Annotated in this window: 15 protein-coding genes; 6 read left to right on the forward strand and 9 right to left on the reverse strand. The window is 67.8% G+C overall.

Annotation, left to right across the window (positions count from 1 at the left end):
- Positions 1-55 precede the first annotated feature (55 nt).
- From AC3IS2_RS05605 to AC3IS2_RS05615, 3 genes are read right to left on the reverse strand one after another with little or no spacing between them, the layout of a single operon-like run.
- Positions 56-496, reverse strand: coding sequence for a flagellar basal-body protein FlbY (locus AC3IS2_RS05605; protein WP_489199662.1), 441 nt, complete (start codon positions 494-496; stop codon positions 56-58).
- Entirely contained in the window at positions 493-798 is a 306-nt protein-coding gene (locus tag AC3IS2_RS05610; protein ID WP_489199664.1) for a rod-binding protein, read from the reverse strand. Before AC3IS2_RS05610 ends, AC3IS2_RS05605 begins: the two co-directional genes overlap by 4 nt.
- A complete protein-coding gene (locus tag AC3IS2_RS05615) occupies positions 798-1,916 on the reverse strand; it encodes a flagellar basal body P-ring protein FlgI (protein WP_489199666.1) in 1,119 nt (372 codons plus the stop codon). Before AC3IS2_RS05615 ends, AC3IS2_RS05610 begins: the two co-directional genes overlap by 1 nt.
- Positions 1,917-2,097: 181 nt before the next feature.
- Here AC3IS2_RS05615 and AC3IS2_RS05620 point away from each other — a divergent pair, with 181 nt between their 5' ends.
- The 4 genes from AC3IS2_RS05620 (at position 2,098) to gltX (ending at position 5,164) form a co-directional block, all read left to right on the forward strand.
- Positions 2,098-2,523 (forward strand): flagellar assembly protein FliX, encoded by a 426-nt coding sequence (locus AC3IS2_RS05620; RefSeq protein WP_489199668.1) that lies wholly within the window; start codon positions 2,098-2,100, stop codon positions 2,521-2,523.
- Positions 2,524-2,709: 186 nt separating this feature from the next.
- Positions 2,710-3,144 (forward strand): RNA polymerase-binding protein DksA, encoded by a 435-nt coding sequence (dksA, locus tag AC3IS2_RS05625; RefSeq protein ID WP_489199670.1) that lies wholly within the window; start codon positions 2,710-2,712, stop codon positions 3,142-3,144.
- A 125-nt stretch (positions 3,145-3,269) separates the two neighbouring features.
- Positions 3,270-3,638, forward strand: coding sequence for a DUF4377 domain-containing protein (locus AC3IS2_RS05630; protein ID WP_489199671.1), 369 nt, complete (start codon positions 3,270-3,272; stop codon positions 3,636-3,638).
- Positions 3,639-3,829: 191 nt separating this feature from the next.
- On the forward strand, positions 3,830-5,164 hold the full coding sequence (gltX, locus tag AC3IS2_RS05635; protein ID WP_489199672.1) for a glutamate--tRNA ligase: 1,335 nt from the start codon (positions 3,830-3,832) through the stop codon (positions 5,162-5,164).
- 80 nt (positions 5,165-5,244) lie between these two features.
- Here gltX and AC3IS2_RS05640 read toward each other — a convergent pair whose 3' ends face one another.
- Both AC3IS2_RS05640 and AC3IS2_RS05645 read right to left on the reverse strand, forming a co-directional pair.
- Positions 5,245-5,538 carry a DUF8200 family protein gene (locus AC3IS2_RS05640; protein ID WP_489199674.1) on the reverse strand — a complete coding sequence of 98 codons (294 nt, stop codon included), beginning with the start codon at positions 5,536-5,538 and terminating at the stop codon, positions 5,245-5,247.
- A gap of 117 nt (positions 5,539-5,655) precedes the next feature.
- A complete protein-coding gene (locus AC3IS2_RS05645) occupies positions 5,656-6,261 on the reverse strand; it encodes an LOG family protein (protein WP_489199676.1) in 606 nt (201 codons plus the stop codon).
- Between the two features lie 82 nt (positions 6,262-6,343).
- Between AC3IS2_RS05645 and AC3IS2_RS05650 the strand changes: the two genes are divergently transcribed.
- On the forward strand, positions 6,344-7,084 hold the full coding sequence (locus tag AC3IS2_RS05650; protein WP_489199678.1) for a hypothetical protein: 741 nt from the start codon (positions 6,344-6,346) through the stop codon (positions 7,082-7,084).
- A gap of 198 nt (positions 7,085-7,282) precedes the next feature.
- Here AC3IS2_RS05650 and AC3IS2_RS05655 read toward each other — a convergent pair whose 3' ends face one another.
- Positions 7,283-8,470 carry an MFS transporter gene (locus tag AC3IS2_RS05655; RefSeq protein WP_489199680.1) on the reverse strand — a complete coding sequence of 396 codons (1,188 nt, stop codon included), beginning with the start codon at positions 8,468-8,470 and terminating at the stop codon, positions 7,283-7,285.
- A 174-nt stretch (positions 8,471-8,644) separates the two neighbouring features.
- On the opposite strand from AC3IS2_RS05655, the gene AC3IS2_RS05660 reads away from it, so the two are divergent.
- Positions 8,645-9,553, forward strand: coding sequence for a LysR substrate-binding domain-containing protein (locus tag AC3IS2_RS05660; RefSeq protein WP_489199682.1), 909 nt, complete (start codon positions 8,645-8,647; stop codon positions 9,551-9,553).
- A gap of 48 nt (positions 9,554-9,601) precedes the next feature.
- Here the strand turns inward: AC3IS2_RS05660 and AC3IS2_RS05665 are convergent, their stop codons facing one another.
- From AC3IS2_RS05665 to AC3IS2_RS05675, 3 genes are read right to left on the reverse strand one after another with little or no spacing between them, the layout of a single operon-like run.
- Positions 9,602-10,135, reverse strand: coding sequence for a PadR family transcriptional regulator (locus AC3IS2_RS05665; protein WP_489199683.1), 534 nt, complete (start codon positions 10,133-10,135; stop codon positions 9,602-9,604).
- A 17-nt stretch (positions 10,136-10,152) separates the two neighbouring features.
- Positions 10,153-10,578: a nuclear transport factor 2 family protein gene (locus AC3IS2_RS05670; protein WP_489199685.1), complete on the reverse strand. Its 426-nt coding sequence runs from the start codon at positions 10,576-10,578 to the stop codon at positions 10,153-10,155.
- A 20-nt stretch (positions 10,579-10,598) separates the two neighbouring features.
- Positions 10,599-12,611 carry an oxidoreductase gene (locus AC3IS2_RS05675; protein WP_489199686.1) on the reverse strand — a complete coding sequence of 671 codons (2,013 nt, stop codon included), beginning with the start codon at positions 12,609-12,611 and terminating at the stop codon, positions 10,599-10,601.
- Between the last annotated feature and the right edge of the window lie 97 nt (positions 12,612-12,708).

Below are 12,708 nucleotides of genomic sequence, written 5' to 3' on the forward strand. Positions count from 1 at the left end.
TGCCGCCAGGCTGTTAAGAAAAGGCGGATCGAGCGGCGATTTCCGTCCGTCCGGTTCAGGCCTTGCGATTCAGGGCCACGGCGCGGCCGTCGCCTTCGGTGGCGCGGCCCGAAGCGCCGTAGCCGACGCCCTGGGCGCGGGCCCCGGCCACCTCGGCGGCGATGGTGCGGACCAGGCCTTCGGACACCTGACGGGCGGCGTCGACGGTCGAGGCGTGTTCAGCCAGAACGATCTCGAAAGCTTCGGTCGCCGCGATCAGGGCGTCGCGGTCGGCGGCGGGAATGACCGACAGGAAGGCGGGCGCCGCCTTGGCCTGGGCCGACTCGCGGCGATAGAGATTGGCCAGTTCCTGGGTCTCGGCCATGCCCGAGGCCACGTCCTGGGCGCGGTGGGCGCGGAAGGCGTCGCGTTCGGCGCCGAGGCGTTCGGTCAGGGCCCGGGTCAGGTTGATCAGCTGGCGCGCGCGCAGGGTGGAGGTCTCGACGTCGGCGGTCACGCGGGCTGTTCCTGCATCTTGAGCATTTCGGACAGGACGGTGTCGGCCAGGCCGATGCCGCCGGCCTTGACGGACTGTTTGGCCATGGCGTCGATCAGGAAGCTGCGCCAGGTGGCCTCGCCCTCGCCGCCGCCGAACGGGCCGTCGGTCTGGATGCCCTCGAACATGGGCTTGAGCATCTGCGACAGGAAGCTGGCCTCGAAGGCCTCGGCGGTTTGGCGCATCTGTTCTGGCGACTGGCCGCGTTTGGCGGTCGCGGCGGTCGGGCGCAGCAGGTCGGGGGAGACGGAGACGGCGTCCATTACATCACCTCGATGTCGGCTTGCAGGGCGCCGGCGGTCTTGATGGCCTGCAGGATGCTGATCATGTCGCGCGGGCTGACGCCGAGGGCGTTCAGGCCGTTGACCAGGGTGGACAGCGAGGCCCCGCCGTTGACGATGCGCATCTGACGGCCGGCTTCTTCTTCGACGTTCACGTTCGACTGGGGCACGACCACGGTCTGGCCGCCGCGGCTGAACGGTTCGGGCTGGCTGACCATCGGGTTTTCCTGGACCGAGACGGTCAGGTTGCCCTGGGCGATGGCGACGGTGGAGATGCGGACGGCTTCACCCATGACGATGACGCCGTTGACCTCGTCGATGATGACCTTGGCCGGAGCGTCGACCCGAACCGGCAGGTTCTCGACCTGGCTGACGAAGCCGGCCATGCCGAGGGTCTGAGGCGCACGAATGGCGACGACGGTGCCGTTCTCGGCGAAGGCGCTGTTGGGGTAGGACTGGTTGATGGCGGCGGCGACGCGCTGGGCCGTGGTGAAGTCGGGGTTGCGCAGGGTCAGGCGCACGATGGGCATGGCCGACAGGTCAAAGCCGGTCTCGCGCTCGACCACGCCGCCCGAGGCGATGCGGCCGGCGGTCGGCACGCCGCGCGTCACCGAAGAACCCGAACCGCCCGAAGCCGAGACGGCGCCGGTCTGAACCGAGCCTTGCGCTACCGCATAGATCTCGCCGTCGGCGCCCTGAAGCGATGTGACCAGCAGGGTGCCGCCCAGCAGGCTCTTGGCGTCGCCCATGGCCGATACGCTGACATCCAGGCGCGAACCCGGCGTGGCGAAGGGCGGCAGGTCGGCGGTGATCATGACCGCGGCGACGTTCTTGGTGTTCAGGTTGGCGCCGCGAATGTTGACGCCCTGGCGCTCCATCATCCCCTCCAGCGACTGGCGGGTGAAGGGCGAGTTGCGGAGGCTGTCGCCGGTGCCGTTCAGCCCGACCACCAGGCCGTAGCCGACCAGTTGGTTGGTGCGGACGCCCTCGATGGAGACGATGTCCTTGATCCGCGACTGGGCCTCGGCCGCGTTCGGCGACGCAGCCAGAATCAGGGCGGCGGAAGCGGAGGCGAGGAGGGCGGTGAGCAACTTCTGCATACGACAGACGTCCTGTTGAGGCGTTCGCGATTAACCATGCGAAGTTTGTGCCGCTGTAAAAGTCTTTGAGATTCAATAGTCGAGGTTCGCGACGTCGCGTTCTGGCGGCAGATTCTGCCGGGGCGTTAACCAAGCGGTGACGGTCCTGGTCGATGGTTCAGGCAGATCGGGAGCATTGATCATGAAGGTCACAGGCCCCTCGGGCGCTACATCGACGCAAGGATCACGCCCCGCGAAAGCGGCGGGCGGCTTCAGCCTGCCGGCCAGCGGCGCGGCGTCAGGTCCGGCGTCGGCCGCTGCGACCTCGGCGGCGTCCAGCGTGGCGGGCGTATCCGCCCTGATGGCCCTGCAGGGCGTCGAGGACGCGACCGAGCGTCGGCGCCGGGCGATCAGGCGCGGCGGCGGGCTGCTGGATCGACTGGATGAGTTGAAGCTGGCGCTGTTGAACGGCCAGGACGGGGCGCCGGCGCTTGAGCGGCTGGCGCGATCCCTACGCGAAGAGCGGCCCGAGGACGCCGACCCCGGCCTGAAGGGCGTGTTGGACCAGATTGATCTGCGCGCCGCCGTGGAAATGGCCAAGGCGGAGGCGGCGCGGGCGCGCGCCTAGAAGCCTCTGGAAACGCACGCGAAATTTCGGATCAGCAGGGCTGGGTGAGGGCAATTTGCCACACTGGTCCGGCGTTAATGCAGCTTAACAAGAACGCGGACTCGTGAACGCCATTGCCGCGACTCTCTGCCTTGCCTATACGGCCTTTGCGCCGCAGGGGGGCGCAGATAGATGAGCGTGAGTGCGATGAACGCATTAGCGTCTGTGATCGAGGAGGGCTCGGTCGTGTACCGGCCCACCGACGACGAGCCGTTTATGAACGAGCGGCAGTTGGCCTACTTCAAGGCCAAGCTTCTGGCGTGGAAGGATGACATCCTCCGCGAGTCCAAGGGCACTGTCGTGAATCTGAAAGCCGAGACCGAGAACCACCCGGATCTGGTGGACCGGGCCTCGTCGGAATCCGACCGGGCGCTGGAGCTTCGGACCCGCGACCGGCAACGCAAGCTGATCTCCAAGATCGACGACGCGCTGCGCCGGATCGAGGACGGCTCCTACGGTTATTGCGAAGACACTGGCGAACCGATCGGCCTGGGCCGACTGGAAGCCCGCCCGACGGCGACCCTGTCGGTCGAGGCCCAGGAACGGCACGAGCGCCGCGAACGGGTCCATCGCGACGACTGAGCGACTGTCGCCGGCAGGTGACGGAAAATTCGGGAAAAAACCCAAGTTGGGCCATGTTGCGCTGCAATATGGAGCGGGTCGGCACGATTTTGCTGTCGACCTGCTAACTCTACCAAGGATTTTTCATGACCCGTTTCCTCGTCGCCCTGTCGGCTGTCAGCCTGTTGGCCCTGGGCGCCTGCGCTCAGACATCTGCGCCGAACCTGGAGCCGGTGAAGCCTGGGGTCGGTCAGGTCGTCGAGAAGACCGTCTTCGTGGCGGCTGAAACCCAGCCCTGCACCGCCGGCGTGGCGCGCACGACCTGTCTGCAGGTGCGCGAGGCCGAGGATCAGCCCTGGACGCTGCACTACTTCGGCTATGAGGGCTTCGAGCATCAGCCGGGCGTCGCGTATCGCCTGCGCGTTCGCGGCGCGCCGGTCGCCAACCCGCCGGCCGACGCCTCGTCGGTGCATTGGTCGCTGATCGAGATTCTGGACCAGAAACCCAAGCGCTGATTGGTTTAGGGCGGCGCGTCTCTTGACTTCGAGAGAGACGTGATCGACCTAGGACCCCTGTCGGAACGGCGTCGCATCCTGCGGGGTGCGACGCCTTTTCGGCGTTTTCAGAGACTGGACGCTCTGCCCGGATCGCCAAGGTTCGCGGCGGGCCGCCCGGCCGCCTTCGCTTTCAGGCTCGCAGGATCCTCATGTCCGTCAAGGTTCGTTTCGCCCCGTCGCCCACGGGTAAGCTGCACGTCGGCAATGTCCGCACCGCTCTGGTGAACTGGCTGTTCGCCAAGGGGCAGGGGGGCTCGTTCGTTCTGCGCATCGACGACACCGATCTGGCCCGCTCGACGCAGGAGTTCGAGGACGGCATCGAGACCGACCTGACCTGGCTGGGTCTGGTCTGGGACGAGCGCTACAACCAATCCAAGCGGTTCGACCGTTATGAGGAGGCCGCCGCGCGCCTGAAGGCGTCGGGTCGGCTCTACGCCTGCTACGAGACCTCGGAAGAGCTGGACCGCCGCCGCAAGGTGCAGCTGTCGCGCGGTCTGCCGCCGATCTATGACCGCGCCGCGCTGGAACTGACCGAGGCCGAGAAGGCCGCCTATGAGGCCGAGGGCCGTCGTCCGCACTGGCGCTTCAAGCTGGAAGGCAAGCGCGTCGCCTGGGAAGACCTAGCGCGCGGTCACGCCGAGGTGGACACCGCCTCGATGTCGGACCCGGTGCTGATCCGCGAGGACGGCCTGTTCCTCTATACGCTGCCGTCGGTCGTCGACGACATCGACATGGACATCACCCACATCATCCGGGGCGAGGACCACGTCACTAACACCGGCGCGCAGATCGAGATCTTCGAGGCGCTGGACGCCAAGGTTCCGGGCTTCGCCCACATGCCGCTGCTGGTCGGCGCCGACGGCGCGGCCCTGTCCAAGCGCCTGGGCTCGCTGTCGATCAGCGACATGCGCGATCAGGGCTATGAGCCCATCGCCATCACCAGCCACCTGGGCAAGATCGGCACCTCGGACAATCTCGAGATCGCGCCTTCGGTCGAGGCTCTGGGCCAGTCGTTCGCCTTCTCCAAGATGGGCCGTTCGCCGGCGCGCTACGACACCGCCGACCTGGACCGCCTGAACGCCCAGGCCCTGCACGGTCTGACCTATGTCGAGGCGCAGCCGCGTCTGGCGGCGCTGGGCGTCGATCTCGGCGAGGGCTTCTGGGAGGCCGTGAAGCCGAACCTCAACAAGTTCGCCGACGTGGCCGACATGGCCAAGATCGTCACCGGCCCGGTCGCGCCGGTGATCGAGGACGCCGCCTTTGCTGCGGCGGCCCTGGAAGTTCTGCCCGAGGTCATCGACGCCAACGCCTGGTCGGCGTGGACGGCGGCGGTGAAGGAGAAGACCGGCGCCAAGGGCAAGGGCCTGTTCATGCCGCTGCGTCTGGCCCTGACCGGACAGGCGCATGGCCCGGACATGGCGGCCATGGCGCCGCTGATCGGCCGCGAAGCCATCGTGCGTCGCCTGAAGGGCGAGGCGGGCTGAGCCTCAGGCTCAACCGGATACAAGAAAGGCCGCCTTCTCGCGAAGGCGGCCTTTTTCGTTTCAGCGCGATGGCGGCTGGATCAGCCGGCGTTGCAGGTCGCCAGGGCCTGCTCGTCCAGGGCTTCGCCCTTGTAGCTGAAGGCCGTGACGGGGCCGAGCTTGGCGACCACGCGGCGGCAGGCGCGCGCGGCGGGCTGGCTGGCGCCGCCCGAAGCCGTGCAGGACGCGCCTTCGCAGCGCCAGGCGGCGCCGTCGACGATGACGCGGCCGGCCGGGGCCTTGGCCGCATCAGCGAGCGTCAGGCTGGTGGCCGGGGCGTTGGCGAAGGCGGGGGCGGCCGCGAACAGAACGGCGGCGGCGAGAAGAGCACGCATGGCTAAGTCTCCGATATGGGTAGGGCGCACGCCCTTATGACGCCATAGTCCGTTTTCTTTCGAAACTGTCAATGCGGTTTCGAGGCAACGGATCGACGTTTACTGACCCACGTTTACTTACCGACGATCATGTTTCAAGTGCGGCGTTTCCTCGGCCATTTTCATGGCGGCGACGGCCTCTTCGACCGTATCGACGCTGGTGTAGGCGTCCAGGAAGCTGGCGGGCGTCATGCCTTCTTCGACGCTGTGGCGGATCAGGGCGAAGTAATTTTCCCAGAAACCGTTCAGGTTCAGGAAGATGACGGGCTTGGCGTGCAGGTCCAGCCGTTTCCACGACAGCAGTTCGATGGCTTCTTCCAGGGTGCCGATGCCGCCGGGCGCCACGACAAAGACGTCGGATTGATCGTACATCAGCTGCTTGCGCTCGTGCATCGAGGTGACGACCACGGTCTCGACGTCGTCGAACAGGCGTTCGCGGCTGCGCAGGAAGGCGGGCATGATGCCGACGACTCGGCCGCCTGCGCCGTGCGCCGCGCGCGCCGAGGCGCCCATCAGGCCCACGCCGCCGCCGCCATAGACCAGCCGCCAGCCCGCCTCGGCCGTCGCCTTGCCGAAGGCGCTGGCGGCCTGGACGTACTGCGGGTCGGCCCCATCGGACGAGCCGCAGAACAGGCAGACCGAGCGGCCGTCGAAGGGGGCGATGGTGGCGGGCGGCAAAGACATGGGGCCTCGATTCAGGAAGGGAGACAGGGCGGCGTCGGCCGCGCTATCTGAGAAGCACAGGCATATCGCTACGCGGGTCAGGATGAAACGTCGGATTATCGTCGCAGGGGTCGGGATCGTGCTGAGCCTGGCGGGCTGCCGTGCTCCCGCGGAGCGGACCGGCGGCGAGGAAGCGCCGCAGGACGGCGGCTGGACGGCTGCGCCTCGCATCAGGGCTGTCGAGCGTCAGGGGGCGGGCCTGATCGTCCACGGCGAAGCGCCGCCCGGCGCCAGGGTGGTGTTGCGCGGCGACCAGGAAGCGGCCTTCGCGGCGGGAGCGGACGCCGCCGGGCGCTTCGACGTGCGTGTCGGCGCCCCTTCCGCGCCCATGCTGCTGACGCCAGAGGTTCAGATCGGTCGGTTTCCCGCGCCGGGTCCCGAGCGGCTGATGTTGGTCGGCGAGGGGACGCTTTTGGCCGCGATGTTGGTCGAGGGCGGCGCCAGTCGTCGTCTTTCCGCCGGGCCGGCCCTTGATTCGGTGGACGGCGACGGCAGGGGGATTCTGGTCTCGGGACGCGCTGTGCCGGGCGCGCGTCTTTCTGTATCGGGCGGGGGGGGCGTGGCCGTTGAGGTGAACGTCGATTCCAGCGGGCGCTGGACGGCGGCTCTGCCAAACTTGGGCGACCATCCGACCAGCATCCGGGTCGGCGATGCGTCGTTCGCCTATCCAGGACCGACGGACGGAGCGGCCGTTGGTCGCATCGAGCGGGCGGGCGCCGGCTGGCGGTTGACGCGGGCCTTGTCGTCGTCGGCGCGGCAGACCAGTTGGTTCCCGGACGCCTGAGCCAGATTTACGTTTGATTAACCAAACAGGTCGATCAACGACCTCGTCTTCTTTTTCGAGGACACCCACCATCACCGAACGACTTTTAGGCCCGGCGCGAAATGCGCCGGGCATTTTTTTCGCGGCGCATCCCTGCGGATTCGCCCGATCGGCGAAACGGCCCCTTCTTCGCGGGAAGTGAAGGGGCCGTCTTTAGCTCTAGCAGCGGGCCGGGGCGGTCGCCGCCGTCATGCGAGCCTCGCGCCGGACCAGCAGCAGGACCAGAGTCAGACCCGACCCCGCCATCGCCGCCCCCGCCAGGGCCACGGCTGGATAGCCGAGGTTCAGGCCGATGACCGCTCCGCCCAGGGCCGCGCCGATGGCGTTGCCCAGGTTGAAGGCGCCGATGTTCATGGCCGAGGCCAGGTTGGGCGCGTCGCTGGCCGCCGTCATCACCCGCATCTGCAGCGGCGGCACCAGGGCGAAGCTGGCCACCCCCCACAGGAAGATGACCACGGCGGCGGGCGTCTGCCACGGCATGACGACCGCGAACAGGACCAGCAGGGCGGCGAGACTGGCCAGGGTGATGATCAGGGTGCGGTCCATCGACCTGTCGGCGAAGCGCCCGCCCAGCCAGTTGCCGACCGTCAGACCGACGCCATAGACGACCAGCATGGCGGTGACGAAAGCGCTGGAGGCCAGGGTCTGCGCCTTCAGGATCGGGGCGATATAGGTGAAGACGGTGAACATGGCGCTGGAGCCGATGACGGTCAGGGCCAGGGCCGCCAGCACTGGGCCGCGCTTCAGCACCCCCAGTTCGGCCTTCATGGAGCCTTCGTCGGTCGCGGCCTCGACCTGGCCGTGCGGCAGGGTCAGGCGCAGGGCAAGCATGGCCAGGGCGCCCAGACCCGCGATGCCCCAGAAGGAGGCGCGCCAGCCCAGGGTCTCGCCGGCCCAGGCGGCCAGGGGGACCCCGGTGATGTTGGCGATGGTCAGGCCCATGAACATGGCCGCCACCGCGCCGGCCCGCTTGTTCGGCGCGACCACGCTGGCGGCGACGATGGAGCCGACGCCGAAGAAGGCGCCGTGGTTGAACGAGGTCACGACCCGCGCCGCCATCAAGCTCCAGTACTCAGGGGCGATGGCCGACAGCAGATTGCCCAGGGTGAAGACGCCCATCAGGCCGATCAGCAGGGTCCGGCGCGGCACGCGGCCCGTAGTCAGGGTCATCAGCGGCGCGCCGATCAGCACGCCGAATGCATAGGCGCTGACCAGCAGACCCGCCGCCGGGATGGAGACGCCGAGGTCGCCGGCGATGACTGGCAGCATGCCCATGGGTGCGAACTCGGTCACGCCGATGCCGAAGGCGCCGACCGCCAGGGCGAGAAGGGGAGGATTGAGTTTCATGGGGAGCAAGCCTTGGCTCAGACCAGCGCCGGGTTCAGGCGGGCGAACCCTTCGTGCTGGCGATAGGGGGTGTGACGATAGTCCATGACGGTCTCTTCCGTTCTGTTCGAAGACGCACAGATGGACGGCTGCGCCTGCGCGCGTTAGAGGCGGTTCAGGCCAAGGATTTTTGAAATGAATGCAAAGATGCAGCCGGGCGGCGCTGATCGAGCGCGCGAGATGGCCGTCTTTTCAGCCGTGGCGGCGAGCGGCAGCTTCTCGGCCGCTGGGCGCGATCTGGACCTGACCCCCTCGGCCGTCAGTCGGACCGTCGACCGGATCGAGGTGCGTCTGGGGGTGCGGTTGATGCTGCGCACGACCCGGACCCTGACCCTGACGCCGGAGGGCCAGGCCTATCTGGGCGCGGCGCGACGCATCCTGTCCGATCTGGACGACGCCGAGCAGGCCATCGCCGACCAGGGCGCCCCGCGGGGGCGGCTGCGGGTCAGTGTCGCCCTGTCGCACGGGCGGCTGTGCGTCGTGCCTCTGCTGGGCGACTTCGTGGCGCGCTATCCGCACATCCTGGTCGACATCAACCTGACCGATGTGGTGGTTGATGTGGCGGCGGGGCAGGCGGACGTGGCAGTGCGTTTCGGCCCTTTGGCGGACAGCGGCCTGACCGCGCGCAAGATAGGTGAGACGCGGCGCGCCGTCGTCGCCTCGCCAGCCTATCTGGCGGCGCGGGGCACGCCCATGGTTCCCGAGGACCTGCACGACCACAACTGCCTGAACTTCAACTTCCGCCGCGTCGAGCCGGTCTGGCCGTTTGTGCGCGACGGTCGGGAATACAGCCTGTCGGTGAAGGGCAACATCGAGGCCAACAACGGCGAAACCCTGGGCCAACTGGCGGCGGCCGGGGTGGGAGTGACGCGGGTCGGCGCCTTCAGCGTCGTGGATGATGTGGCGGCCGGTCGGCTGGTGCCCCTGCTGGAGGATTTCAATCCAGGCGACGTGGAGAACATCCACGCCGTCTTTGTCGGCGGGGCCAACACGCCCGCGCGGGTGCGGGTCTTCGTCGGTTTTCTGGCCGAACGGTTGCGCTGATCGCTCTGGGATGCCGCCCCACATGGGCGGCCACGGCTATCCGCCTGGCTATTCGGACGAGTGAAGAATGCTCAGGGCCTCTTCATGGAAGGCGATGCGTTGGCGTTCGAAGTCCATGCCCGCCTTCAGCACGAGGTGCTGCAAACGTTGTCGGCGTTCGCAGGGGAGAGTGGCGAAGTCGCGCTGTTCGATAGCCTGATAGGTTTCCAGCTTCTGCCGATGATGGTGCAGCATCTCCTGAAGGCGGCCCAGCAAGGCGGTTGGACCGACCACGCCCTCGGCGCGAAGGCGCACCATCAGCTCGTCGCGAATGGCGGGCGGTTCCAGCGCTTCGCTGGTCCAGCGCGCCAATTCTTGCAGGCCGCCGGGCAGGATGCGGTAGCATCGCTTGCGCCCGCGAGCGCCTTCGACGGCCGCCCCTTCAATCCAGCCGCTGTCCTCCAGACGGGCCAACTCGCGATAGATCTGCTGGTGCGTCGCCTGCCAGAAATAGCCGATCGAGCGGTCGAAGCGGCCAGCCAGCTCCGACCCCGATCCGGGGCGTTCGGCCAGCGACGTCAGAATGGCGTGGGGCAGGGACATGGATGCTCGGCCGGGCGTCAGGACGCCTTGAAGGCGGGGAGGATGGCGCCGAGGCGTTTGCCCATCTCTTCGGCCATGGCCTGCACCCCGTTCAGGGGGCGCATCATGACTTCGAAATCGACGATCTGGCCGTCTTCGTTGAAGCGGATGAAGTCGATGCCTTTCACGCCCCGCTCGCCGACGCGGGCGCTGAACTCTAGCACCACGCTGAGGCCGTCGGCGGTGGCGGCTTCGCGGTGGTAGGCGAAGTCCTGAAACACGCTGGCGGCGGTGCTGACCGCCAGAACCACGGCGTCGGCGCTCTGATAGGCCTTGTAGGCGACCGGCGAGCGGAAGACGGCGTCGGGGTGGGTGATGGCGCGCAAGGCGCCCAGGTCCTGGGCGGCGACCATGTCATGCCACTTGGCCAGCGAGGCGGCGGCGGCGGGGTGCAGCGTCGTCATGAGCGTTTCTCCTGTGAGGATCAGATGGCGGCGGCCAGGCGCACGCCCTGGTCGATGGCGCGTTTGGCGTCCAGTTCGGCGGCGACGTCAGCCCCGCCGATCAGGTGAACCGTGCAGCCGCGCGCGACCAGGGCGTCCTGCAGATCGCGCAGGGGTTCCTGTCCGGCGCAGATGACCACATGGTCGACGGGAATGGTTTTTTCGGCGCCGTCGATGGTGACGTGCAGGCCCTCGTTGTCGATGCGGCGATAGGCGACGCCGCTGGCGGTGACGACGCCGTGCATCTTCAGCGCGGCGCGGTGAATCCAGCCGGTGGTGCGGCCCAGACGATCGCCGACCTTGCCGGTCGAACGCTGCATGAGGAAGACCTGGCGCTCGGCCGGTTCGACCTGCGGCGCGCGGCGGCCGCCGGCGGTCTGATAGTCGACGTCCACGCCCCAGGTGCGGAAGAAGCGGTCGATCGACGGCGGCTCATGCCGCTCGACCAGATATTCGCTGACGTCGTGGCCGATGCCCCCGGCGCCGATGACGGCCACGGTCTTGCCGACCGGGACCTCGTCGCGCAGGACGTCGAGATAGGACAGGGTCTTGGCGTGGTCCATGCCGTCGATTTCGGGCGTGCGCGGGGTCACGCCGGTGGCCAGGATGATCTCGTCGAAGCCCTCGTCGGCCAGGGCGTTCGCCTCGGCGCGCGTGTTCAGGCGGACCTTGACCCCGGTCAGCTCCAGCTGCTTGCGGAAGTAGCGCAGGGTCTCGCTGAACTCCTCCTTGCCTGGCACCTTGCGGGCGATGTTGAACTGGCCGCCGACCGCGTCCGAGGACTCGATCAGGGTGACGTCGTGGCCGCGCTCGGCCGCCGTGACGGCGAAGCTGAGGCCCGCAGGACCGGCGCCGACGACGGCGATCTTCTTGGCGCTTTCGGTCGGAGCGATGACCAGTTCGGTCTCATGGCAGGCGCGCGGATTGACCAGGCAGGAGGTGATCTTGCCGGCGAAGGTGTGGTCCAGGCAGGCCTGATTGCAGCCGATGCAGGTGTTGATCTCGTCGGCGCGGTTCTCGCGCGCCTTCTGCACGAAGGCGGCGTCGGCCAGCAGGGGGCGGGCCATCGACACCATGTCGCAATAGCCATCAGCCAGCAGGCCCTCGGCGACTTCCGGCGTATTGATGCGGTTGGTGGCGACCAGGGGGATGGAGACCTCGCCCTTCAGCCGCTGGGTCACCCAGGCGAAGGCGGCGCGTGGGACGCTGGTGGCGATGGTCGGGATGCGCGCCTCGTGCCAGCCGATGCCGGTGTTGAGGATGGTGGCGCCGGCGGCCTCGATGGCCTTGCCCAGCTGGACGACCTCTTCCAGCGTCGAGCCGCCCTCGACCAGATCGAGCATCGACAGGCGGTAGATGATGATGAAGTTGGGGCCGACCTTTTCACGCGTGCGGCGCACGATCTCGATCGGCAGGCGGATGCGGTTCTCGTAGGAGCCGCCCCATTGGTCGTCGCGCTGGTTGGTGCGGGCGGCGATGAACTCGTTGATCAGATAGCCTTCGGACCCCATGACCTCGACGCCGTCATAGCCGGCGGACTGGGCCAGGGCGGCGCAGTTGACGAAGTCCTCGATGGTCTGCTCGACCTCGTCGGTCGTCAGGGCGTGGGGCATGAAGGGGTTGATCGGGGCCTGGACCGCCGAGGGGGCGACCAGGTCGGGGTGATAGGCGTAGCGGCCGAAATGCAGGATCTGCATGGCGATCTTGCCGCCCTCGGCGTGGACGGCGTCGGTGACGAGGCGGTGGTGCGCGGCCTCTTCCTCAGTGGTCAGCTTGGAACCCCAGGGCATGGGACGGCCGCGCGTATTGGGCGAAATCCCGCCGGTGACGATCAGCCCGACCTCGCCCCGCGCCCGCTCGGCGTAGAAGGCGGCCATACGCTCGAAGCCGTTCTCGACCTCCTCCAGCCCCACGTGCATCGAGCCCATCAGCACCCGGTTTTTCAGCGTGGTGAAGCCGAGGTCCAGCGGCTTCAGCAGTTCGGGGTAGGGCATGGGTGGGGCCTTTATGCATTCAGTTGCATAACTAGTATCGCGGTTTCGTCATTATGCAATGGGTTGCAATTTGGCGACGTCGTTCGCGCCGAGGCGC

Source organism: Brevundimonas sp. KH_025, assembly GCF_057839885.1.

Coding starts and splice junctions, on each gene's coding strand:
- AC3IS2_RS05610 (WP_489199664.1), bottom strand. CDS start 798: ATGGACGCCGTCTCCGTCTCCCCCGACCTGCTGCGCCCGACCGCCGCG.
- AC3IS2_RS05615 (WP_489199666.1), bottom strand. CDS start 1,916: ATGCAGAAGTTGCTCACCGCCCTCCTCGCCTCCGCTTCCGCCGCCCTG.
- AC3IS2_RS05620 (WP_489199668.1), top strand. CDS start 2,098: ATGAAGGTCACAGGCCCCTCGGGCGCTACATCGACGCAAGGATCACGC.
- dksA (WP_489199670.1), top strand. CDS start 2,710: ATGAACGCATTAGCGTCTGTGATCGAGGAGGGCTCGGTCGTGTACCGG.
- AC3IS2_RS05630 (WP_489199671.1), top strand. CDS start 3,270: ATGACCCGTTTCCTCGTCGCCCTGTCGGCTGTCAGCCTGTTGGCCCTG.
- gltX (WP_489199672.1), top strand. CDS start 3,830: ATGTCCGTCAAGGTTCGTTTCGCCCCGTCGCCCACGGGTAAGCTGCAC.
- AC3IS2_RS05640 (WP_489199674.1), bottom strand. CDS start 5,538: ATGCGTGCTCTTCTCGCCGCCGCCGTTCTGTTCGCGGCCGCCCCCGCC.
- AC3IS2_RS05645 (WP_489199676.1), bottom strand. CDS start 6,261: ATGTCTTTGCCGCCCGCCACCATCGCCCCCTTCGACGGCCGCTCGGTC.
- AC3IS2_RS05650 (WP_489199678.1), top strand. CDS start 6,344: ATGAAACGTCGGATTATCGTCGCAGGGGTCGGGATCGTGCTGAGCCTG.
- AC3IS2_RS05655 (WP_489199680.1), bottom strand. CDS start 8,470: ATGAAACTCAATCCTCCCCTTCTCGCCCTGGCGGTCGGCGCCTTCGGC.
- AC3IS2_RS05660 (WP_489199682.1), top strand. CDS start 8,645: ATGAATGCAAAGATGCAGCCGGGCGGCGCTGATCGAGCGCGCGAGATG.
- AC3IS2_RS05665 (WP_489199683.1), bottom strand. CDS start 10,135: ATGTCCCTGCCCCACGCCATTCTGACGTCGCTGGCCGAACGCCCCGGA.
- AC3IS2_RS05670 (WP_489199685.1), bottom strand. CDS start 10,578: ATGACGACGCTGCACCCCGCCGCCGCCGCCTCGCTGGCCAAGTGGCAT.
- AC3IS2_RS05675 (WP_489199686.1), bottom strand. CDS start 12,611: ATGCCCTACCCCGAACTGCTGAAGCCGCTGGACCTCGGCTTCACCACG.